The sequence below is a fragment of the Kribbella sp. NPDC048837 genome (assembly GCF_055586945.1).
On sequence record NZ_JBVJHF010000006.1, the window covers coordinates 609,079 to 629,935 of the forward strand.

Genomic DNA, 20,857 nt, shown 5'->3' on the forward strand with positions numbered 1-20,857 from the left:
GGCTCAGAGGCTCGCGCCGACGTGGGACACGAGATCGGCCAGGCGGTTCGAGTAGCCCCACTCGTTGTCGTACCAGCCGACGACCTTGACCTGGTTGCCGATCACCTTCGTCAGCGGAGCGTCGAAGATGCACGACGCCGGGTCGGTGACGATGTCGGTGGAGACGATCGGGTCGGTGGAGTAGCGCAGGTAGCCCTTGAGGTCGCCCTCGGCCGCCGCCTGCACGATCTCGTTGACCTCCTCGACCGACGTGTCGCGCGCCGCCTCGAAGGTGAGGTCCGTCGCCGAACCGGTCGGCACCGGGACCCGGATCGCGTACCCGTCCAGCTTGCCCTTCAGCTCGGGCAGTACCAGGCCGATCGCCTTCGCGGCCCCGGTCGAGGTCGGTACGACGTTGATCGCGGCGGCTCGCGCCCGGCGGAGATCCTGGTGGATGTTGTCCTGCAGATTCTGGTCGGCGGTGTAGGCGTGGATCGTGGTCATCAGGCCTTTGACGATGCCGAGCCCGTCGTGCAGGGCCTTCGCCATCGGCGCCAGGCAGTTGGTGGTGCAGGAGGCGTTCGAGATCACGGTGTGCGCGGCGGCGTCGTACTCGTCGTGGTTGACGCCCATGACGATCGTGACGTCGTTGTTGGAGGCCGGCGCGGAGATGATCACCTTCCGGGCACCACCGCTGTCGACATGCGCGCGGGCCAGGTTCGCGTCGGTGAAGAAACCGGTCGACTCCACCACCAGGTCGACGCCGAGGTCCTTCCACGGCAGCTTGCCGGGATCGCGCTCGGCCAGCGCCACGATCGGGGCGTCGCCGACGACGATCGCGTCGCCGTCCGCGCGGACCTCCGCGTCCAGCCGGCCGAGGATCGAGTCGTACTTCAGCAGGTGCGCCAGAGTCGACCGGTCGGTCAGGTCGTTGACGGCGACGATCTCGATATCGGCCCCGGAGGCGCGGACAGCACGGAAGAAGTTGCGGCCGATCCGGCCGAAGCCGTTGATGCCGACACGAACGGTCATGAAAACAGAACCTCCTGAGTGGGGAACGACGGTCGTCAGCGCGCCTTGGCGCGACGTTCGAGCAGCCGCCAGAGCATCGGCGTGAAGATCAGCTGCATGGCCAGATCCATCTTTCCGCCGGGGCAGACGATGGTGTTCGGGCGCGACATGAACGAGTCGTGCAGCATCGACAGCAGGTAAGGGAAGTCGATCCCGCGCGGGTCCTTGAACCGGATCACCAGCATCGACTCGTCCGGCGCCGGAATCGTCCGCGCGATGAACGGGTTGGACGTGTCGACCACCGGCACACGCTGGAAGTTGACGTCCGTCCGGGAGAACTGCGGGCACATGTAGTTCACGTAGTCGTGCATCCGGCGCAGGATCGTCTCGGTCACGGCCTCGGTGGAGTAACCGCGCTTGTCCTTGTCCCGGTGCAGCTTCTGCGTCCACTCCAGGTTGATCACCGGCACCACACCGATCAGCAGGTCGGCGTGCTGGGCGACATCGACCTTCTCGGTGACGACCGCGCCATGCAGACCCTCGTAGAACAAGAGGTCCGTGGTGGCCGGGAGATCCTGCCAGGGCGTGAAGGTTCCCGGCTCCTGTGCGTACGGCGCCGCCTCCTGCTCGTCGTGGAGATACTTGCGGATCCGGCCGCCGCCGCTTTCGCCGTACTCGCGGAACAGGGCCTCGAGCTCCTCGAACAGGTTGGCGTCCGGCCCGAAGTGGCTGAAGGTGTGATCGCCCTCGGCGAGTGCCCGGGTCATCTCGTCCTTCATCCCCATCCGGTCGTAGCGGTGGAAGCTGTCGCCCTCGACGAAGGCGGCGTTCACCTGCTCGCGCCGGAAGATCTGCTCGAAGGTCCGCATCACCGAGGTGGTGCCGGCGCCGGACGAGCCGGTGATCGCGACGACGGGGTGCTTGGCTGACATCGATCCTCCTCAGGCGGTGGCGCGGTACAGGCCGCGGAAGCCGTACAACGGGTTGCTCTGGTCCTCGGGGTCGCCGGTGGACTCGGCGTGGTACCGCTCGATCCGCTCGACCTCCTCGCGGGAACCGAACACGAACCCGATCCGCTGGTGCAGCTGCGACGGCCTGACCTCGAGCACACGCTCCCGTCCGGTTGTCGCGCGGCCGCCGGCCTGCTCGATCAGGAACGCGATCGGGTTCGCCTCGTAGAGCAGCCGGAGCCGGCCTTCCTGGGCGGGGTCCTTGGAGTCCCGCGGGTACAGGAACACGCCGCCGCGGGTCAGGATCCGGTGCGTCTCGGCCACCAGTGACGCGACCCAGCGCATGTTGAAGTCCTTCTCCCGCGGGCCCGTCGTACCGGCCAGGCACTCCTCGATGTAGCGCTGCACGGCCGGCTCCCAGAACCGGCGGTTCGAGGTGTTGACGGCGAACTCGGCCGTTGCCTCCGGCACCTTGATGTCCTGCCTGGTCAGGAAGAACTCGCCCAGGTCGGGATCCAGCGTGAACGCGTGTACGCCGGTGCCCACGGTCAGCACCAGCAGCGTCGACGGGCCGTAGATCGCATAGCCGCCGGCGACCTGTTCCGTACCAGGCTGGAGGAAGTCGCCGGCCTGGACATCGGGACCGGTGACCGGGGCGCGCAGGATCGAGAAGATGCTCCCGACCGACACGTTGACGTCGATGTTCGAGGACCCGTCGAGCGGGTCGAAGACGAGCAGGCAGTTGCCGCGCGGATGCCGGGCCGGGATCTGGTACGGCGCCTCCAGCTCCTCCGACGCCATCCCGGCCAGCAGCCCGCCCCACTCGGTGGTCCGCAGGAAGATGTCGTTCGCGAGTACGTCGAGTTTCTGCTGCTGCTCGCCCTGTACGTTCGTGGCCCCGGCAGTACCGAGGACGCCGGCCAGCGCACCGGACGCGATCCGCTTCGAGATCGCCTTGCAGGCCAGGGCGACATCGACGATCAACCCGTCGATGTCCTCGCTCGAAGCGGGGCGACGACGCCGGTCCTCGGTCAGGAACTGCGTCAGCGTCAGGCGTTCGGTCAGCATGGGCACTCCTCGCGGCAGGGGTGTTGTGCTCCGAGCACACCAGCGCGACCGCTCGCGGGCATCCACCCGAGGGGTGACCGCGGGGGTGGTAGCCGTCCGCGGGATCACCCACCCACTCAGCCCCAAGGGTGAATCGGAGTGCGCAGGCCGCTGGCTAGCGTCGCTGGAACGCCACATCCGTTGCAGTTCGTCGCAGTTCCGTTGTAGGGAGGCCGCACATGCGCACGATTGACGAGACCGCCGCCGCGATTCTCGAGCCGCCCAAGGGAGTGCTCGTCGTGGACGAGTACGCCGAAGCCCTCGTCGGCACGGACCGCGCCCACCGGTTCACCGACGCCGTCCTGCGCACGGAAGGCCTGAGCGACTACGTCTCCGGTGTGCTCCTCACGCCCGAAGCGTTCGCCGCGCTGCGTCCCAACGGGCTTCGGCCGTTGATCGGCGTACGCATGACGACGCAGGAGATCCCGCTCGGTCACCTCGCCGGACGCGGCGCGTCGTTCGTCGAGTGGCGCGAGAACCTTTCACCGCTTGACGTTCCGTTGGGCTCCGTTCACATCAGTGCGGAGACACTCGCACGAGGAGCCGCCGCGGCACAGGCCGCGGGGATCCTGCCCATCCTGACGATCGCCATGCCGGAGCTCGGTGCCTCCAGCATCACCATCAACCAGGCCGTCACGACCAACGCGCTGCTCGCCTTGCGGACCGAGCTCGACCGGGTCGGCGTCGATCCCCGCCGGCTGCTGCTGCGGATCAACATGGTCGTGCCCGGTCTCTCGAACCCGGCGCCGGTGGACTCCGAGCAGGTCGCTCGCCTGACCGCTGCCCTGCTGGACAAGGGCGTTCCGGCTCGGACTCCCGGCGTACTGCTGCTCTCCGGTGGTCAGCCGCTCGACCAGGCGTGCGCGCACTTGGAGGCCATCGCTTCGGACCCGGGCCACTCGTGGCGCACGACGTTCGGCTTCTCACGTCCGCTGGTCGCGGCGGCCGCGGAAGCCTGGGTACGCACGGAGGACGCGGCCGAGAGTGGACGCATCCTGCTGCAGAACTGCCGGCGGGCCAGCGAATCCGTCGCCGCCGCACTCGCGGCCGGTGGGGCGCGTTCGTGATCCTTGCCAGGTACCGCGGGGTGATCTGCGACCTCGACGGCGTGGTGTACCGCGGTCCTCAGGCGGTGCCGGGCGCGGTCCCGAGCTTGAACTCGATGATCGCCGGCCAGGTGCCGGTGGTGTTCGCGACCAACAACGCGTCCCGGTCCCCCGCCGCCGCTTGCGCCCATCTACGCGAGCTCGGGCTCAGCGACGAGGGCTGGTCGGTCGTCACGAGTGCGCAGGCGGCCGCGGCGTACCTCGTCGAACGGACTCAGCCAGGAGCGCGGGTGCTGGCGGTGGGCGGACCAGGCGTACCCGAGGCACTCGCCGAAGTCGGCTTGACGCCGGTGCGGGCCGACGAGCTCGCCGATGGGCACCCGGTCGAAGCGGTGGTGCAAGGCGCCGGGCTCGACGTGACGTGGCGCGACCTGGCCGAGGTCGGCTACCTCGCCCAGGCCGGCGCGCTCTGGGTGGCGACGAACCTGGACGCGACAGTCCCGACGGCACGGGGCCTGGCGCCGGGCAACGGCGCCTTCGTCGGCGCGGTCCGCGCTACAACGCCGGTTTCCCCTTATGTGACGGGCAAACCGGGTACGGCGCTGTTCGACCTGGCCTGCTCACGGCTCGGGTGCGACCCCGCCGACACGATCATGGTCGGCGATCGCCTGGACACGGACATCGTCGGCGCCAAGTCCGCCGGTGTGGACTCGATGTTCGTCCTGGGTGGCGCGAGCAGTCTGCGTGACCTGGCGTTCGCCGAGGAGGACGCGCGACCGACGTACTTCGCGTTCGACCTCTCCGGACTCCTCCAGCCCGGCCTGAGCCGGCGACCCGAACCCGACGACGCGGTCACGATCTCGCCGGACGGCGCGGTGACGGTACGACGTCCCGCCGACCGGCACCAGCTGCTGCAGGCGGTCGTGTCGGCCGCCTGGCACGCCCGCGACCACGGCCGTCCGCTCGCCTCCGATGATTCTTCGTGGGGCGCACTCGAGCGTCGTCTAGGGATCTAAGGCACGCTCGACGACGCGCGCGAGGCCGAGCAGAGCGGCGTCCCGCAATCCCAGCAATTCAAGGCCGACTGGCAGCCCGTCGTCCGTTCGCCCTGCCGGTAGCGTCAGCGCGGGCAGATCCGCCTGGGAAGCGATCAAGGTGTTGACGGGCAACCGGCGGCTCGGAAGCTTCTCGCGATCCCGGTCCCGCCGCGGAGCCGGCACGCTCACCGTCGGATACACCAGAGCATCGAGGCCCCGATCAGTCATCACGGCCACAACCGTGTCTCGCAACCTACGCCGCGCGGCGTGCAGCCGAGCACGACCGCCGGGCGACGATCGGGTCGCGAGCAGCTCGGCGAGATCCAGCGCGTCGGGGAACACACCGTCGTCGTACAGCTCGATGAACGATCTGCCGCCTCTCGACGCCAGGAAGGCATCGAGATCCGCCCGCGCCGCCACCAGATACGGCGAGCTGTCGCGGAGAAGCCCTTGGAGCCCTGGCACCTCAACGTTGTCGACCACACGAGCGCCATGGGCACGCAGCCGAGTGACCGCGTCGCCGATCACCGCGGCGACCTGGTCCGAGCCGTCCCACTCCCCCGGACCGTCCGGCAGCGCGAGCAACCCGAGCCGATAGGTCTCCAGGGACCGTTCTTGCGTTGGCAGGCTCTGGCCGGACAGCACCTCGAAGAGAAGTGCTACGTCGTCGACGGAGTTGGCCAGCGGACCCGGAGTGTCCTGCACTGACACCAGCGCTGACAGCCCTTGCGTCGGTAGGAGGCCGGTCGTCGGTCGCATCCCGACCACCCCGTTGAAGGAGGCCGGCACCCGGACCGATCCACCGGTGTCGGACCCCAGCGCCATCGGGGCGAGCCCGGCCGCGACGGCGACCGCCGATCCGCTGCTCGAGCCGCCGGCCTCGTGCTGCTCCGACCGGCTGTTGACCGTCCTGCCGAGCGACGAGTCCGACAGCCAGGACATCGCGAAGTCCGGGGTCGCGGTCTTGCCGAGGATGACGGCTCCGGCCGCGCGCAACCGCCGTACGGCCTCTGCATCGCGTTCTGGAACGTAGTCGCGAAAGGCCTGACAGCCGAAGGTCGTCGGGATCTCCCGCGTCTCGAACACGTCCTTCACCAGGATCGGAATCCCGTGCAACGGACCGCCTGCCTGTTCGTCCGCCGCGGCGGCATCGCTCGCGGCTTGCGGATTCAGCGCCAGTACGGCGCCCAACCGGCCGTCAAGTTCGGCGATCCGGGTCAGGCACTCGCCGACCAGGGCTACCGAGGTTCGGTTCGCCCTCATCAGCAGGTGCAGTAGGAGCAGGCTCCGGAAGCGTCCGTGTAGTAGCCGCAATCGTGGGAGGGCGGACGGGCCGGGCCGACCCAGCGCCGGAGAATCGTCTCCAGCTTGCAGCGCAGGCAGGACATCTGCGTGACCAGCGTGCCGGAGTCGGGCGTCTCCCAGTACGCGACCGTCTCGGAGTCGTGCTCGACCCGCCGGCCGTCACACTTCGCCGACTCGCAGGTCAGCACGACCCGATCCACCGCGGAACTCTCGATCAGCACGGGACTCACCTCCTCAGATCGGGACACCCCAGGGACGGGATTCGAACTCGAGGCGATCGGCATCGGCGCGGAGCAGCCGGGCCGCGGTCCGGTGGACCTCGACCGACGCCGGCGACGGCGCCCAGTACGGCGTCCGTGCGGCCAGGTTCGCCGCCGCCTCCTCCTCACGTCGCGCGAGCGCGTAAAGCTGCTGGCACAAGGCGGTGACGATGTCGGGCGTCCAGTGTCCGTCGGTGAAGAAGCTCATCTGATCTCCCGGAATGAGGGGTCGTGCTCAGATGATCCGTGGCCCCGTTGCACGGGCGTTGCAGCTGCCTGCAACGCCCGCCGGGGACCGCGTCAGACCTCGATCGGTACGCCGATGAGCGAGCCGTACTCGACCCACGAACCGTCGTAGTTCTTCACCGACGGCTGGTCCAGCAGCTCGTGCAGCACGAACCAGCTGTGCGCGCTGCGCTCGCCGATCCGGCAGTAGACGACGATGTCGGCAGCGGGCTCGCCGCCGGGTCCGGTCAGCGACAGTCCGGCTCCGGCGTACAACTCGCGCAGCCGTGCGTCGCCGAGGAAGGTGCCGTCGTCGGCCACCGCCTGCGACCACGGCACGTTGACCGCGCCGGGGACGTGGCCCGGAACCTGCGGCTGCTCCTGGGGGAAGTGCGCCGGCGCCAGGATCTCGCCGCTGAACTCGGCCGGCGACCGGACATCGAGGATGCTGTCGCGGCCGACGGCGGCGATGACGTCGTCGCGATATGCGCGCAGGTTTCCGTCCGCCGGCTGGGCCTGGTACGAGGCTGGCCGCGGAGTGCGCTCGCGGACGGTCGGAGCATCGGTCAGCGGCCGTCCGTCGAGCTCCCAGCGCTTCGTGCCACCATCGAGCAGGCGCACGTCGCGATGCCCGTAGAGCTTGAAGTACCAATACGCGTACGCCGCGAACCAGTTGTTGTCCCCGCCGTACAGGATCACCGTGTCGTCCGGCGTCACCTGGTGCGAGGTCAGCAGCTGCTCGAACGCGTCCTGGCCGATCAGGTCCCGGCGGATCGGGTCCTGCAGATCGGTCCGCCAGTCGAGTGCGAGCGCACCGGGGATGTGCCGGTCGGCGTGCGCCTGGCTGTTCTCGTCCACCTCGAAGACCACCACGCCCGGGTCGTCCAGCTGCTTCTCGAGCCAGTCGCCGTCGACCAGCACGTGCTCTCGCGCCATCGCTCCTCCTCATTAGTTAGCGTACTAATCGTTAGCCTACGCACGATCGGCCCGCCCACCGGGTGGGCGGCGCGAAAATGAGACGGACCCCGGCTGATCCAGAATGTCGGCATGACCGAGCTTCCGTCCGAGTACCACCGCAGACTTCCGTACGGCGAACGCATGTCGGCCGAACCCTTGCTGGGCGGGCCGTTCTTCCCGTTCGAGGGAGACGTGCAGGTGGTACCACTCGCCGAGCCTGTCCTGCCGGAGCCGCCGCGGCGGGGTGAGGACGGCGGTCAGCCGTGTGGGACGTGTGCGGATCCGGAGCGGTTCGTGATCTGGCGGGACGAGCGGTGGCTGCTCAAAGCCGGCTTCGAGGCCGGCGGCCTGCCGTTCGTGGCGCTGCTCGAGCCGCGGGAGCACTACCGGCTCGACAACCTGCCGGCCGAGCTGACGACGACGCTCGGCCTGATGATCCAGCGGGTGTCGAACGCGATCCGCCGGATCGACGCCGTGGGACGGACGCACTTCAACCGGTGGGGCGACGGGAGCGAGCACTTTCACGTGTGGTTCCTGGCGCGGCCGCTCGGGATGATGCAGTTGCGCGGCGCAATGATCGCCGCGTGGGACGACATGCTGCCGAAGGTGCCCGTGGAGGAGTTCGCCGCGAACGCCCGGCTGGTCGCCGCCGCCCTCGCCGAGGACGGCGGCGAGCCGATCGGAGCCGGGCTACCAGACGCCGAGTGAGCGGGCGATCAGGATGTCGGTCGTGCGCTGCGGCGCCCCGTCGACCGGAGCCGGATCGTCCGGGGTCGGCGCGATGCCGCCGGCCGCTACCCGGTCGAGGACCTTGAGGCCGAGGCGGTCCACGCTGCCGAAGACGGTGTAGTTCGGCAGCAGGCGGGAGTCGCCGAAGACCAGGAAGAACTGGCTCCCGTTGGTGTTCGGGCCGGCGTTGGCCATCGCCAGAGTGCCGCGCGCGTAGACCTTGCGGGTCCCGGTGGGGTCGTCCGGCCAGTTCGGCAGGTCGGTCGGGAGCTCGTCCTTGTACGAGTAGCCCGGCCCACCTTCACCGGTGCCACTCGGGTCACCGCACTGCAGGACCTTGAGGGTCGGGTACAGCGTGAGCCGGTGGCAGGTCGTGAAGTCGTAGAACCGGCTCTTGGCCAGATGCAGGAAGCTCTGCACGGTGCACGGCGCCTTGGCCCGATCCAGCGACAACAGCATCGGCCCTTGGTTGGTGGCGACCAGAACCTTCACGATCCCCTGGTCCGGCGTGTGCTCCGGGTCCGGAGGCAACGAGACCGGCCGCGCGGGCGGATCGTCCGGAGTGGACGTGTAGCCGCACGGGCCACTGGTGGTCGGCGGCGTGGTGGACTGCTCGGCGGGCACCGCGGTGGCGGGCCCGGTCGCAACCAGCAGGCCGGCGACGGTCAGCGCCGTACCTGCGATCACACTCGCAACTCTCATCATGAATCCCCTCAGCCGGTGGCCAGCGTGAAGATCCGCAGGTCGCGGTTCTTCGGAAGAGTGATGCTGACCGGAGTCTTGGACAGGGCCAGCGGCGCGGTGGCGAAGATGTGCGTGGTGACGTTGTCCCGCCCGCCGCCGGACTCGTTGCGGTACGGCGTGGTCGCGACGATCACGTTGCCGTAGTGCACCGTGTCGCCGCCCCCACCGAGCGTCCAGTCGCTGAAAGACAGGTCGATCTGCTCGGTGCTGCCGTCGGAGTAGTTCAGCGTCGCGGTCGTCTGCTGGTTGCCGTTGACCGCACTGCCGACGAACGACAACTTCGTCGTACCGGCCGGGACGGGCAGGTTGAGCAACTGACCGTCGGCCGGGACGTTGTCGGGATCGCCGTTCGCGACATCGGGCCAGGTGAGGCTCAGACCTTGCACGGTGGTCACTCCACCCGGCGTCAGACCGGCCGCCGCGAGCGCCTGGCGGGAGTAGCTGACGCCACCACCGTCGTAGTCCGCCTCGGTGTGGTCACCGGCGTCGTCGGAGATCGCCACACCCTCGCGTAGGACGAAGAACGAGTTCGGCTGCCCGACGACCACGGTGAAGCCCAGCTGCGGCAGCACCGTACCGTCGGCCGCCTTCAACGACACCGTGACCGGGTAGCGGCCGTCCGGCGTACCCGCGGGTGCTGTGATCGTCACGGCCGCACTGCCGACCTGGTCGACGTGGAACGCACCGCTTGCCGGTGTTCCCGTGAGGCCTGCCGGAGCAGTGATGGTGTAGCTGACGTCCTGCGCGGTGCCGCTCAAGCGGTGCGCCTTGATCGCGACCGGAGCGCTGGTCGTGCCCGGAGCGACGACCACCCGGCTCGTGTCAGTGGAGGTCTGGAACGGGATCTCACCGCTGCGCCACGACGGCGGTGCGTCCTTGGCCCCCGCACCCCACGCTGTGTTGGGCGTCGTGCCGAGCTTGAAGTCCAGCGTCCCGCCGTCTTGCACGAACGATTCGGGCAGCCACGGCTTGGTCGTCGTACGCCCGTTCACCTTCAGGGACTGCACGTACGGCGCGTCCGCACCGGGAGCGTTGATACGGATGGTCCGGCCGCCGTCGCGGTGGATCACCGCGCGGGAGAACAGCGGCGCCGCGACCTGCAGCTCCGCACGGCTCGGCACGTCCGGGTAGAGCCCGAGTGAGGTCCAGACGTACCAGGACGACATCGCGCCGAGGTCGTCGTTGCCCGGGATGCCGCCGGTGCTGGTGTTCCACAGCTGGTTCATTGCCTGACGCAACGTCTCCTGCGTCTGGTACGGCCGGCCGGTGTAGTTGTAGATCCACGGCGTGTTGATCGACGGCTCGTTGTCCATCTCGGCGTGCAACTCCCCCGCACCGGTCAGCGCCCAGGTGCCGTCCGGGTTCTTGAAGAATGCGTCCAGCCGCTGCTTGGCCTGGTCCGCGCCGCCCATCGCGTCCACGAGTCCGGCGCGGTTGTGCGGAATCATCCAGGTGTACTGCGCGCTGCTGCCCTCGGCGAACCCGTCGTACGTCGACGGCGTGAAGCCGGGCCAGGCGCCGTTCTCGTCCCGGTTCTGGATGTAGCCGCCGTTCTCCGGGTTGAAGACGTTCTGCCAGTACTGCGACCGAGCCAGGAAACGCTCGTACGTCGCCTTGTCACCGGTGCGCTGCGCCAGCTGGGCGACTGCGAAGTCGGCGGTCACGTCCTCGAGTGTTTCGACCGCACCGCCCCAGGCGTTGGACTTGGTAGGGACGTAGTGCAGTGCGAGGTACTTGTCGAGTGACGGCCGCTGTCCGATCGACATCACCGGCTTACCGGCCGAGCTGAGGTCTTTCGCGGTCGGGACGGTCGCCGCCTTCACCAACGAGCGCAGTGCGGTCCGCGCGTCGAAGTTGGTCCCGCCGAACGCATAGATGCCGGCCACGGCCGGTGCGGATGGGTCACCGGTCATCACCGACGTACTGCCGGCGGCATGCGTCCACCGGTCCCAGATGCCGCCATTCTGCTCGGCCTGGTTGAGCAAGGACTGTGCGATGTCGCCGGCCTTGGCTGGCTCCAGCAGTGTCAGCAGTTGCAGCTGCGATCGGTAGACGTCCCAGCCGGAGAAGGTCGCGTACTGCGCTTGCTGCCCACGGGCGAGGTAGTGCGGCTTCTGGTCGAAGCCCCAGTACTGGCGGTTGACATCGCTGAACACGTTCGGATGCAGGAGTGCGTGGTAGAGCGCGGTATAGAAGGTGGTGCGCTGGTCTGTAGTGCCGCCGGTGACCTCGATCCGGCCAAGCTGGTTTCGCCAAGCCTGCTTGGCTTTCGCGGCCGTGGCTGCGACCGACGTACCGCGTGGGTTCTCCGCACGCAGGTTGGCCAGGGCGTTGGCCGTGCTGACGTAGGAGATGCCGATCCGCATCGTCACCTTGTCGCTGTCGAAGCCGACGTACCCGCCGGAGCCCTTGTTCGCGAGCATCCAGCCGTCGGTCCCGTACGTCGTACCGCCGCGGGCGCTGGTGCTGCCCGGGGAGACGGTGGTGTCGGTCCAGGTGCCCTGGTTCTTGAAGGGCTGGTCGAACTCCGCGACGAAGTGCAGCGTGTAGTAGCTGCGCTGGGCGACGCTGGCGAGATAGCCGCAGAAGTTGCCGCTGGTGACCGACCCGCTGACCGTCCGCTTGGCGGGGTCGATGCTGAGCTCGGCGTCACTCGAGCCGACCTCGGAGTTCGACGTACGGAACAGCAGGGTCTTGGCCTTGTCGGCGGGGAAGGTGAACGCGGCCGATCCCGTGCGGGTGGTCGCACTCAGCTCGGCGGTCGCACCGGAGTCGAGGCCGACCTTGTAGTAGCCCGGCTTCGCGATCTCGTTGGCGTGGTCGAAGGTGCTTGCGTAGACCGCGTCCTTGGCGTCCGCCTGCGGCGAGGTGGTGACGTCGCCGACGTACGGAAAGATCGGGATGTCACCCGATCCACCGGCGCACCCGGTCCCGCTCATGTGCGTGAGGCTGAAGCCGCGGATCTTGCCGGCCGAGTACAGATACCCACCGGGCGCAGCGGTCCGGTACGCGTTCCCCCGACTCGTCTCCGGGCTGAACGAGAACATGCCGAACGGCACCACCGCCCCCGGAAACACGTTCCCGGCGTTCGACGTCCCGATGAGCGGATCCACCTGCTCGGTCGGATCCGCGGAGCTGCTCGTGATCCGGCTGCTCCCGACGGCGTCCGGCGCTCGCAGTCCGGCGACCGCCGGATCGGGTGGAGTGGCGGTGGTCGGTCGACCTGTGCTGCCGGCGGGCGGCGGCGCCGGACTGGGCACGGCCCGGGCCGTCGCGGTGAGCGCGAGAGCGGCGGTCAACGTGCTGACAAGCACAGCGGCAGTACGGCGCGGGGCGGGGCGCGACATGGGGTTCCACCTTCGACGTCGGAACAGGGCGGCGTGACATCGTTGTCAGCAACAGATACCTGGCTACCGAACGCACGTCAAGGACTACGGAAGGTTCCGGAACCTCAGCGGTCTTTGGCCGGCCACGGGGAGTCGGCCGGGCGGAGGGTGTCGAAGCCGGGGCCGTTGAGGGCGGTCCAGGCGGCCAGCGAGCCCATCACGAGGATGGGGTTCTGGAGATGGCCGGCCAGGACGGCGCCGACGACGTCGATCAACGGCGCCCAGACAGTTTCCATGTCGGCCTCCTCGTGGAGGCGGTCGTAGGACTCGTCGGCGGGTGACAGGTCACGGGCCAGGAAGATGCGGACTGCCTCGTTGGTCAGACCGGGTGAGGTGAAGACGTCGACCAGGATCCGCCAGTCGGCGGCCTTCGTGCCGGTCTCCTCCCACAGCTCCCGCTCACCGCCGAGGCGGTACTGCTCCCCCTGGACGTCGAGCAGCCCGGCCGGCGGCTCGAGCAGCCGGTAGCCGACCGGGTGCCGGTACTGCCGGACCAGCAGCATCCGGTTGTTCTCGTCCAGCGCGACCACTCCGATCGCGCCCGGATGTACGACGACATCGCGTACGAACGCGTCGCCATCGGCCGGCGCGACCGTGTCACGCCGTACCGAGATCACCCGGCCGGTCTCGTGCACGACCTCGGACGAGGAGACCGGCCACTGCTCCCGAACGTCGGCCAGTCCGGCGCCGAATCGCAGCTCGGGGTGCTCCTTCATCGAGCCTTGACCGCGGTCTTGCCGGCGGCTGCCTTCTTCGTGACCGCGGGCTCCTCGACCGGCAGCCGGGACTCGCGCTGGCGAACCAGGGCGGCCGCGATCAGACCGGAGAACAACGGGTGCGGCTTGGTCGGCCGGGACCGCAGCTCCGGGTGCGCCTGGGTGGCGACGAAGTACGGGTGCTGAGCGCGGTCGAGCTCGATGAACTCGACCAGCTCGTTGTCCGGCGACAGTCCGCTGAACACCAGCCCGGCGGTCTCCAGCTTGTCCCGGTACGCGTTGTTGACCTCGTAGCGGTGCCGGTGCCGCTCCTGCACCGACGGAGCGCCGTACAGGCCGCGGACGATCGAGCCGTCGGCGAGGTTCGCCGGGTAGAGACCGAGGCGCATCGTGCCACCCAGGTCACCGGAGCCGGACACGATGTCCTTCTGCTCCTCCATCGTCGCGATCACCGGCTGCTCGGCGTCTGGGTCGAACTCGCTGGAGTTCGCCTCCACCAGGCCGGCCAGGTCGCGGGCCACCTCGATCACCATGCACTGCAGGCCGAGGCACAGCCCGAGGATCGGGATGCCCTGCTCGCGGGCGAACCGGATCGCGCCGATCTTGCCCTCGATGCCGCGGACGCCGAACCCGCCCGGGATGCAGACCGCGTCGACGTCACCGAGCAGCCGCGCGGCCGCCTCCGGGGTGGCGCACTCGTCGGAGGCGATCCAGCGCAGGTTCACCCGCGCGTCGTTGTCGAAGCCGCCGGCCCGCAGCGCCTCGGCGACCGACAGATACGCGTCCGGCAGGTCGATGTACTTGCCGACCAGCGCGACGGTGACGTCGTCCTTCGGGTGGTGCACGACCCGCAGCAGCTCGTCCCAGCGGGTCCAGTCGACGTCGCGGAACGGCAGGTTCAGCCGGCGGACGACGTACGCGTCCAGGCCCTCGGCGTGCAGCACCTTGGGGATGTCGTAGATCGACGGCGCGTCGGGGGCCGCGACCACGGCCTCCTGGTCGACGTCGCACATCAGCGAGATCTTCCGCTTCACGCCGTCCGGGATCGGCCGGTCGGAGCGGCACACGACCGCGTCCGGGGCGATACCGATCGAGCGCAGCGCGGCGACCGAGTGCTGGGTCGGCTTGGTCTTCAGCTCACCGCTCGGGGCGAGGTACGGGACCAGGGAGATGTGCAGGAAGAAGACGTTGTCGCGGCCGACGTCGTGCCGGACCTGCCGGGCCGCCTCGAGGAACGGCAGCGACTCGATGTCACCGACCGTGCCGCCGATCTCGTGCAGGACGACGTCGACGTCCGGGCCGGCCATCGCCAGCATCCGTTCCTTGATCTCGTTGGTGATGTGCGGGATCACCTGGACGGTGTCGCCGAGGTACTCGCCGCGGCGCTCCTTGGCGATCACGCTGGAGTACACCTGGCCGGTCGTGACGTTGGCGACCTGGGAGAGGTCGCGGTCGAGGAAACGCTCGTAGTGTCCGATGTCCAGGTCGGTCTCGGCGCCGTCGTTGGTGACGAACACCTCGCCGTGCTGGAACGGGTTCATGGTGCCGGGATCCACGTTCAGATACGGATCCAGCTTCTGCATGGTGACCCGGATGCCCCGTGCCGTCAGCAGACTGCCGAGGCTTGACGCTGTCAGCCCCTTGCCGAGGCTGGACGCCACACCACCGGTGACGAAAACGTGCTTGGTCTGCTGGAAGTTCGAAGCCCTGTCCACGGGCCTTCAGCCTACCTCTTGTCAACCCCTGGTCGCGACGAGACCCGCGTAGATGTCCAGCAGATTCTTCGCCACGGCGTCCTCATCCGGCCATCTGGCGGCCAACTCCCGGCCTCGCGTCCGCATAGCGTTCGCCGTTGCGGGCTCGGCCAGGACCGCCCGGACCCCGTCGGCGAGCCCGTCCGCATCGCCGGGAAACGCGAGGACAGCGCTGTCCTCGACGAGTTCCGGTACGCCGCCGACCGCGGTCGCCACCACCGGTACGCCGACCTGCATCGCCTCCTGGATCACCAGGGCCCGGGCCTCCCAGTGCGATGTGAGCAAGAACACATCGGATGCCCCGAGAAGATCGGCCACATCGGACCGATGTCCGAGCAGCCGCACCGGCAACTGCTCGGCGTCGATCCGCGCCTTCAGGTTCTCCCGCAGCGGCCCGTCGCCGACGACCACGAACACCGCGTCCGGGGTGGACTCGTGCACGCGAGCCGCGACGGACAGGAGCGTCGGGTAGTCCTTCTGCGGGGCCAGGCGGCCCACTGAGAGGACCAGCGGGTGATCGTCGAGGCCCAGCGCCCTGCGCACCTCGGTCGGCGACGTACGGGCCTCTGGGACCGCGGGAGCCGCCACCGGGGCCAACTGGGCGTTGCGGGCGCCCAGGCGCTTGGCCAGGTCCACCAGGTCGGTCGAGGCGCCGAGAGTCAGGTCCGCGCCCCTGGCGACGAGGCGCTGACCCAGCCGCATCACGAGCCCACGGGGTCCGGGGGCGATGACCGCGTTGTGCCAGCTGACCACGAGCGGCCGGAGATGCGACCGGTCCCGGAGTGCCGCCATGCCGGCGCGGTAGCCATGTGCGTGGATGACGTCCGACCCACGCAGCGCCGGCGCCTGCGTCACGACGGTGGCCGCGCCGAAGTCGAAGTGCTCGGCCGTGCCCGGCGGCGCACACACGACCACCTCGTGCCCAGCGTCGATGAAGCGGGGCACCAGCGAGGCGACGTGCTGCCCGATCCCGCCCCGCGACTCCGCGAGCAGCAGCCCGATCCTCATTGCATCTCCCGACGTAGCAGTGCGCGGGCATCCGCGCGGTCCAAGGCCAGCACGACGCCGGCGTACACAATGACCACAGCCAGGCCGGACAGCAGCGAGAACAGGACTGCTGAGCCCACTCCGGCGTCCTCGGCCGGCAGAGCGACGGCCCAGCCCGCAGCACCCGCCAGCACGGCGCCGACCAGCGCGGCCAGCGCGGCACGCGGGAGTCCGGCCAACACACCCGGCCCTGCCTGTCGCGCGAGCACCGCCAACAGAACGACTGCTCCAGCCACCATGCCGACCGACATCGCAGCCGCCAACGCCGGAACCGCGTCCCAGGACGCTGTGAGCACCACACCGGATATCGCGACCAGCACCCAGGCAGCGGAGGTCACCACCGCGACCTCACGGCCCGCATGCCGTGCGTACAGCACTCGGCCGACGTGCATCAGCACCGCGAAGCCGATGGCCGCAGGGGCGAAAGCGATCAACCCATTACCCAGCGACGACGCCTGCGCCTCCTGCACCGAGCCATCGTTGTACGCGAAGATGCGCGCCACTGGGACCGCGGTGCCGACCAGCAGCGCAGCTCCCGCGCCACCGGCCAGCATGACTGCGCGCGTGGAGGCAGCCGCGTAGACGTCGAACCGCTCCCCCGAGTCATAGGCCGCAGCGAGCCGCGGAAACACGGCTGTCGTGATCGGCACCGCGAGTACGGCGTAAGGCAGCAGATAGACCGCGTTGGCCCAGGTGTAGACCGCGATACTGCCGGCCACGCCTCTGTGGTTGGCCAGGTACGTCGTGACCACGAACGTGAGCTGTTGCGCGATGAGAACCGCCAGGCCGGCCAGGGCGAGCCGTCGGAGCACCGGACCGACGCCCGGGTCCAGCCGGAGCGTTAGCTTGATCGGCAACCGCAGGAAGAGCATCGGCACGAGCACAGTGAGCGCCAGCGCCGCGACTCCGGCCGTGGTCCCCCAGGCCAGCAGATTGGTGGCGCTGCGCCCGGCCGTGTCCGCATCCGGCGCGGCCGCCGCGAACAGGAAGTAGGTGGCAACAACCACCAGGCTGGAGATCAGCGGAGCCCAGGCACCGGCCCCGAAACGCTTGTGGGATTGAAGAACCGCCGTCGCGATCACAGCGATCGCATAGCCGAACACCTGCGGCACGAAGATCATCAGCATCCGGGTCGCGGTCGCCGCCGAACCACCGCAGTCCGCACCCGGGTCGAGCATCGCGTCGGTGTAGCTGGACGCAAGAACCCAGGACAGCAAGGCGAACGGCGCCAGCAGCAGGAAGGACCAGGACAACAGCGCGCCGATGATGCGTCCCTGCGCGGCCCGATCACCCCGCGACACCGGTCCGGCCAGCACCGGAATCACCGCACCCGCCAGCGCACCACCGGCCACCACCTCGAAGAGGATGTTCGGCAGCTGATTCGCCGTGGTGTAAGCCTCGGCGAGGCACCCGGCCCCGACGGTCTTCGAGAAGACGAGCCACCGGCCGAAGCCGACCACGCGGGCGAGCACAGTCACTCCGGCAACGAGCAGAGCCGCCTGCGCTACGCGAGCTCCCGCACTCGGCCGCCCGGCCGAGCCGTCCGCGCTCACCTGGGTCGTCGGCCCCACTGGTCGATCTTGTCCAGGACCGGCGTCTCCGCGATGACCTTGGTGAAGCTGACCTTCTCGCTGGCCAGGTTCAGCGCGACCACCGCGCCGAGGACCAGCGTCTTCAGCGGACGCGGGAGGGCTGCGGCGAGCGCCGTACCCGTGATGGCGCCGAGGCCGTTCGCGCCGCAGTCACCCAGCATCGAACGCTCACCAAGGTCCGACGGCGCCGAAGCCACGGCAGCACCGACGACCGCGCCGGCCGGGCCGTTCACGACGGCGAGCGGCGCGTTCACCGCGGCGACGGCCTTCAGTGCACGGCCGGGGCGCAGGTCGAGCAGGTTGGTCAGGTTCGCGGTGCCGGCGATCAAGGCGCCGTCGGCAACGATTCCGGCGACCGCCTTCACGCCGCGGGACTTGCGCGGCAACAGCGCCGCGGCGGCCAGGCCGGCCGCGCCGACGCCGAGGATCTTCACCGCACCGCTGGTCACCTCGCCGCGCTTCAACGCCGTCAGGTGTCCGCGGAAGCCCTTCGCCTGCGTGGTCCCGCGCAGGTCGTCGTACGCACCGACCGCGCCCGACACCGAGCCCGCGAGCAGCGCGGCCGCCTTCACTCTGCCGTCGGACTTCGACGCCGCGACGCCGGCCAGCGCGCCGAGGACCGCGATCGGTCCTTCCAGCAAGGTGACCGGCTCGCCGCGATGGTTGGTCCGCTCGAACGGCTCGCGGTTCTCCTTCGGAAGCTTCTCCGCGGCGCGTTCGAGCGCGGCGGTGGCGGCTGCCGCGACGGCAGCGCTGAGAATTCCCACGTCAGTTGTCCTTCGTCTGTACGGCCGAGGGCGCGACGCCGTTCTTCGCGTCGATGGCGCCGTACTGCCCCGCCTTGCCGCTCGCCTGCTCGACCAGCGAGAAGACGATCGTCGCCTGCCCGGCGGGGAGATCGGCCACGTCCACCGAGGAAACGATCTTGGTGGCGTCGGAGTCACTCCGCAAGGCCTTGATCAGTCCGCCGTTCTGCGCGCTCTCCGGCGTCCCCGCGACGACGACGCCGCCACTGCCCTTGTCCAGGCCCTCGATGAAGTCGACCGCGTCGTTGTACGTCGAGTTGTCCGGCGCCGGCGTCGGCGGCTTGGCGGCCACCACGACGATCAGGCTGGCCCGGTCCTTGATCTGCGCCGGCTTCAGCGACAGCAGCTTCGACCCGGTCAGCCCGCCGAGGATCCTGGTCGAGTCGGTGTCGGCGGTCTTGCCTTCCTCCTTGGCCGCGACCCCGCGGGCCAGGATCAGGCCGGCCCGCTGGTACGCCGTGCTGTCGGTGGGGAACTGGATGTCCGCGGTGACGAGCTGGGTGACGAGCGATTCGACCAGCTGCCGCTGACCGGCGTCGAAGAGCTTGGCGTCCAGCGCCACCTTGGTGGTCACCTGGCCGCCGGCCTTCTCCAGCTCGTCCTGGATCGAGTTCGTCAGGTCGTTGTCGGCGTTCGGCATCGTCACGACCACGATCTTCTTGCCGTTCAGCTTGCCGTCGGTCAGGCCGGCGGTGACCTTGGCGACGTAGTCGTCGCGGTACTTGTCCAGCGCCTTCAGATCGCTCAGCTGCTGCCGCGTGTCGGCGAGCTGCTGGCGGTCCCGCTCGGCCTGGCTCGCGACGATCTCGCTGCCGGTCCCCTTCAGCGGGCCGGCACCCAGCACCACACCGGCACCCAGGGCGAAGAAGATCGCCACGATCGAGACGATGTGGTAGCGAAAGTCGATCACGTGAACAGCTCCCGGATCCAGTAGACGAAGTCGCTCCAGCGCGCCCGCAGGATCGACCAGAGCACGTCGTCGGCGCCGATCGCGACCAACGCCATGCCGAGTGCGAACAGGCCGGCCACGGCCAGCGCGACCACCTGGAGGGTCGAGACCCGGCTGCGGTACAGCCGGCCGACACCCTTGGCGTCCACCAGCTTGGCACCGACGCGCAAGCGGGTGATGAAAGTGCTGGCCATCCCGGAGCGTCCCTTGTCGAGGAACTCCACCAGCGAGTTGTGGGTGCCGACCGCGACGATCAGCGAGGCGCCCTTGGAGTCGGCCAGCAGCATCGCGACGTCCTCGCTGGTGCCGGTGGCCGGGAACTCGATCGACTCCACGCCGAGCCGCTCCAGCCGCTCCGAGCCGGGCGCGCGGCCGTCGCGGTACGCGTGCACGACCACCTCGGCACCGCTCTTCAGCGTGTCGTCCTTCACCGAGTCCATGTCGCCGACGATCAGGTCGGGGACGTAGCCGTTCTCCACCAGGGCATCGGCCCCGCCGTCGACCCCGACCAGCACCGGCCGGTACTCACGGATGTACGACCTCAGGGCGACCAGGTCCTCGCGGTAGTCGTACCCGCGGACCACGATCAGGACGTGCTTGCCTTCCATCGGCGTGTGGATCGTGGGGACGCCGACGCCGTCGAGCAACAGGTCGCGTTCGCGGCGCAGGTACTCCAGGGTGTTGGCGGTGAACGCCTCGAGCTGGGTGGACAGCCCGGACCGGGCCTCGTCCATCTGCTCCGCGACGGTCTTGCTGTCCTGGGAGATGCCCTTCGCGACGACTTCGTCGCCCCGGTACAGGGAGCCTTCGTTCAGCCGGACGCGCTCGCCCTCGTGCAGGATCGAGAACACCTCGCGGCCGACCCCGTCGACCAGCGGGATCCCGGCCTCGACGAGGATCTCCGGACCGAGGTTCGGGTAGCGGCCGCTGATCGAGTCGGCGACGTTGACCACCGCGGCGACCTTGCAGTCGACCAGCGCCTCGGCGCTGACCCGGTCCAGATCGACATGGTCGATGACCGCGATCTCGCCCGGCTTCAGCCGTTTGGTGAGATTCTTGGTACGTCGATCGAGCCGGACCACTCCGGCGATCCCGGGCAGTTCAGTAGGTCGTGCTCTCCGCAGGCTGGGCAGTTTCATCGCGCTCTCATCCTGCCATGTCAAGAGCCCCTTCCCGGCTCATTTCCCCGGGCAGGCCCTTGTTCACGCACTGAAATAACAGTGACTGTGCGTCAAATCATCCTTTCGAACGAGGCGG

At 69.2% G+C, this 20,857-nt stretch carries 19 protein-coding genes; 3 read left to right on the top strand and 16 right to left on the bottom strand.

Translation table 11 applies throughout. The annotated features are described in order from the left end of the window. Positions 1–3: 3 nt before the first annotated feature. Genes gap through ACZ6O0_RS29515 form a run of 3 tightly spaced genes read right to left on the bottom strand, consistent with a single transcriptional unit; the run spans position 4 to position 3,008 of the window. Positions 4–1,011 carry a type I glyceraldehyde-3-phosphate dehydrogenase gene (gap, locus tag ACZ6O0_RS29505; RefSeq protein ID WP_465768251.1) on the bottom strand — a complete coding sequence of 336 codons (1,008 nt, stop codon included), beginning with the start codon at positions 1,009–1,011 and terminating at the stop codon, positions 4–6. Between the two features lie 35 nt (positions 1,012–1,046). Beyond that, complete coding sequence (locus ACZ6O0_RS29510; RefSeq protein WP_465768252.1) at positions 1,047–1,922, bottom strand: phosphoribulokinase; 876 nt, start codon at positions 1,920–1,922, stop codon at positions 1,047–1,049. A 9-nt stretch (positions 1,923–1,931) separates the two neighbouring features. Next, positions 1,932–3,008: a class 1 fructose-bisphosphatase gene (locus tag ACZ6O0_RS29515; RefSeq protein WP_465768253.1), complete on the bottom strand. Its 1,077-nt coding sequence runs from the start codon at positions 3,006–3,008 to the stop codon at positions 1,932–1,934. A gap of 218 nt (positions 3,009–3,226) precedes the next feature. Here ACZ6O0_RS29515 and ACZ6O0_RS29520 point away from each other — a divergent pair, with 218 nt between their 5' ends. Both ACZ6O0_RS29520 and ACZ6O0_RS29525 read left to right on the top strand, forming a co-directional pair. Beyond that, positions 3,227–4,114: a class I fructose-bisphosphate aldolase gene (locus tag ACZ6O0_RS29520; RefSeq protein WP_465768254.1), complete on the top strand. Its 888-nt coding sequence runs from the start codon at positions 3,227–3,229 to the stop codon at positions 4,112–4,114. Beyond that, positions 4,111–5,109, top strand: coding sequence for an HAD-IIA family hydrolase (locus tag ACZ6O0_RS29525; protein ID WP_465768255.1), 999 nt, complete (start codon positions 4,111–4,113; stop codon positions 5,107–5,109). The genes ACZ6O0_RS29520 and ACZ6O0_RS29525 overlap by 4 nt, the downstream gene beginning before the upstream one ends. Here the strand turns inward: ACZ6O0_RS29525 and ACZ6O0_RS29530 are convergent. The 4 genes from ACZ6O0_RS29530 to ACZ6O0_RS29545 all read right to left on the bottom strand — a co-directional run bounded on the left by ACZ6O0_RS29530 (position 5,098) and on the right by ACZ6O0_RS29545 (position 7,856). Beyond that, positions 5,098–6,393 carry an amidase gene (locus ACZ6O0_RS29530; protein WP_465768256.1) on the bottom strand — a complete coding sequence of 432 codons (1,296 nt, stop codon included), beginning with the start codon at positions 6,391–6,393 and terminating at the stop codon, positions 5,098–5,100. The genes ACZ6O0_RS29525 and ACZ6O0_RS29530 overlap by 12 nt on opposite strands. Continuing rightward, positions 6,393–6,656 (bottom strand): hypothetical protein, encoded by a 264-nt coding sequence (locus ACZ6O0_RS29535; RefSeq protein WP_465768257.1) that lies wholly within the window; start codon positions 6,654–6,656, stop codon positions 6,393–6,395. Before ACZ6O0_RS29535 ends, ACZ6O0_RS29530 begins: the two co-directional genes overlap by 1 nt. A gap of 13 nt (positions 6,657–6,669) precedes the next feature. Further along, entirely contained in the window at positions 6,670–6,903 is a 234-nt protein-coding gene (locus ACZ6O0_RS29540) for a hypothetical protein (RefSeq protein ID WP_465768258.1), read from the bottom strand. 92 nt (positions 6,904–6,995) lie between these two features. Further along, positions 6,996–7,856 carry a sulfurtransferase gene (locus ACZ6O0_RS29545; RefSeq protein ID WP_465768259.1) on the bottom strand — a complete coding sequence of 287 codons (861 nt, stop codon included), beginning with the start codon at positions 7,854–7,856 and terminating at the stop codon, positions 6,996–6,998. 111 nt (positions 7,857–7,967) lie between these two features. Here ACZ6O0_RS29545 and ACZ6O0_RS29550 point away from each other — a divergent pair, with 111 nt between their 5' ends. Continuing rightward, a complete protein-coding gene (locus ACZ6O0_RS29550; protein WP_465768260.1) occupies positions 7,968–8,585 on the top strand; it encodes a hypothetical protein in 618 nt (205 codons plus the stop codon). Here the strand turns inward: ACZ6O0_RS29550 and ACZ6O0_RS29555 are convergent. The 9 genes from ACZ6O0_RS29555 to steA all read right to left on the bottom strand — a co-directional run bounded on the left by ACZ6O0_RS29555 (position 8,568) and on the right by steA (position 20,739). Continuing rightward, a complete protein-coding gene (locus tag ACZ6O0_RS29555; RefSeq protein WP_465768261.1) occupies positions 8,568–9,308 on the bottom strand; it encodes a peptidylprolyl isomerase in 741 nt (246 codons plus the stop codon). The genes ACZ6O0_RS29550 and ACZ6O0_RS29555 overlap by 18 nt on opposite strands. 11 nt (positions 9,309–9,319) lie before the next feature. Further along, positions 9,320–12,697, bottom strand: a complete 3,378-nt coding sequence (locus ACZ6O0_RS29560) for a GH92 family glycosyl hydrolase (RefSeq protein ID WP_465768262.1) — start codon at positions 12,695–12,697, stop codon at positions 9,320–9,322. 104 nt (positions 12,698–12,801) lie between these two features. After that, a complete protein-coding gene (locus tag ACZ6O0_RS29565; protein WP_465768263.1) occupies positions 12,802–13,452 on the bottom strand; it encodes an NUDIX domain-containing protein in 651 nt (216 codons plus the stop codon). Beyond that, on the bottom strand, positions 13,449–15,167 hold the full coding sequence (locus ACZ6O0_RS29570; RefSeq protein WP_465768264.1) for a CTP synthase: 1,719 nt from the start codon (positions 15,165–15,167) through the stop codon (positions 13,449–13,451). The genes ACZ6O0_RS29565 and ACZ6O0_RS29570 overlap by 4 nt, the downstream gene beginning before the upstream one ends. A gap of 21 nt (positions 15,168–15,188) precedes the next feature. Then, positions 15,189–16,214, bottom strand: coding sequence for a glycosyltransferase family 4 protein (locus ACZ6O0_RS29575; protein ID WP_465768265.1), 1,026 nt, complete (start codon positions 16,212–16,214; stop codon positions 15,189–15,191). After that, complete coding sequence (gene murJ / locus ACZ6O0_RS29580; RefSeq protein WP_465768266.1) at positions 16,211–17,824, bottom strand: murein biosynthesis integral membrane protein MurJ; 1,614 nt, start codon at positions 17,822–17,824, stop codon at positions 16,211–16,213. Before murJ ends, ACZ6O0_RS29575 begins: the two co-directional genes overlap by 4 nt. Further along, positions 17,803–18,612, bottom strand: coding sequence for a hypothetical protein (locus tag ACZ6O0_RS29585; protein ID WP_465768267.1), 810 nt, complete (start codon positions 18,610–18,612; stop codon positions 17,803–17,805). The genes murJ and ACZ6O0_RS29585 overlap by 22 nt, the downstream gene beginning before the upstream one ends. A 1-nt stretch (position 18,613) precedes the next feature. Continuing rightward, positions 18,614–19,561 carry a copper transporter gene (locus ACZ6O0_RS29590; protein WP_465768268.1) on the bottom strand — a complete coding sequence of 316 codons (948 nt, stop codon included), beginning with the start codon at positions 19,559–19,561 and terminating at the stop codon, positions 18,614–18,616. Beyond that, the gene (gene steA / locus ACZ6O0_RS29595; RefSeq protein WP_465768269.1) at positions 19,558–20,739 is read right to left on the bottom strand and encodes a putative cytokinetic ring protein SteA; all 1,182 of its coding nucleotides are present in this window, start codon (positions 20,737–20,739) and stop codon (positions 19,558–19,560) included. Before steA ends, ACZ6O0_RS29590 begins: the two co-directional genes overlap by 4 nt. Between the last annotated feature and the right edge of the window lie 118 nt (positions 20,740–20,857).

Coding starts and splice junctions, on each gene's coding strand:
- gap (WP_465768251.1), bottom strand. CDS start 1,011: ATGACCGTTCGTGTCGGCATCAACGGCTTCGGCCGGATCGGCCGCAAC.
- ACZ6O0_RS29510 (WP_465768252.1), bottom strand. CDS start 1,922: ATGTCAGCCAAGCACCCCGTCGTCGCGATCACCGGCTCGTCCGGCGCC.
- ACZ6O0_RS29515 (WP_465768253.1), bottom strand. CDS start 3,008: ATGCTGACCGAACGCCTGACGCTGACGCAGTTCCTGACCGAGGACCGG.
- ACZ6O0_RS29520 (WP_465768254.1), top strand. CDS start 3,227: ATGCGCACGATTGACGAGACCGCCGCCGCGATTCTCGAGCCGCCCAAG.
- ACZ6O0_RS29530 (WP_465768256.1), bottom strand. CDS start 6,393: ATGAGGGCGAACCGAACCTCGGTAGCCCTGGTCGGCGAGTGCCTGACC.
- ACZ6O0_RS29540 (WP_465768258.1), bottom strand. CDS start 6,903: ATGAGCTTCTTCACCGACGGACACTGGACGCCCGACATCGTCACCGCC.
- ACZ6O0_RS29545 (WP_465768259.1), bottom strand. CDS start 7,856: ATGGCGCGAGAGCACGTGCTGGTCGACGGCGACTGGCTCGAGAAGCAG.
- ACZ6O0_RS29550 (WP_465768260.1), top strand. CDS start 7,968: ATGACCGAGCTTCCGTCCGAGTACCACCGCAGACTTCCGTACGGCGAA.
- ACZ6O0_RS29555 (WP_465768261.1), bottom strand. CDS start 9,308: ATGAGAGTTGCGAGTGTGATCGCAGGTACGGCGCTGACCGTCGCCGGC.
- ACZ6O0_RS29560 (WP_465768262.1), bottom strand. CDS start 12,697: ATGTCGCGCCCCGCCCCGCGCCGTACTGCCGCTGTGCTTGTCAGCACG.
- ACZ6O0_RS29565 (WP_465768263.1), bottom strand. CDS start 13,452: ATGAAGGAGCACCCCGAGCTGCGATTCGGCGCCGGACTGGCCGACGTT.
- ACZ6O0_RS29575 (WP_465768265.1), bottom strand. CDS start 16,214: ATGAGGATCGGGCTGCTGCTCGCGGAGTCGCGGGGCGGGATCGGGCAG.
- steA (WP_465768269.1), bottom strand. CDS start 20,739: ATGAAACTGCCCAGCCTGCGGAGAGCACGACCTACTGAACTGCCCGGG.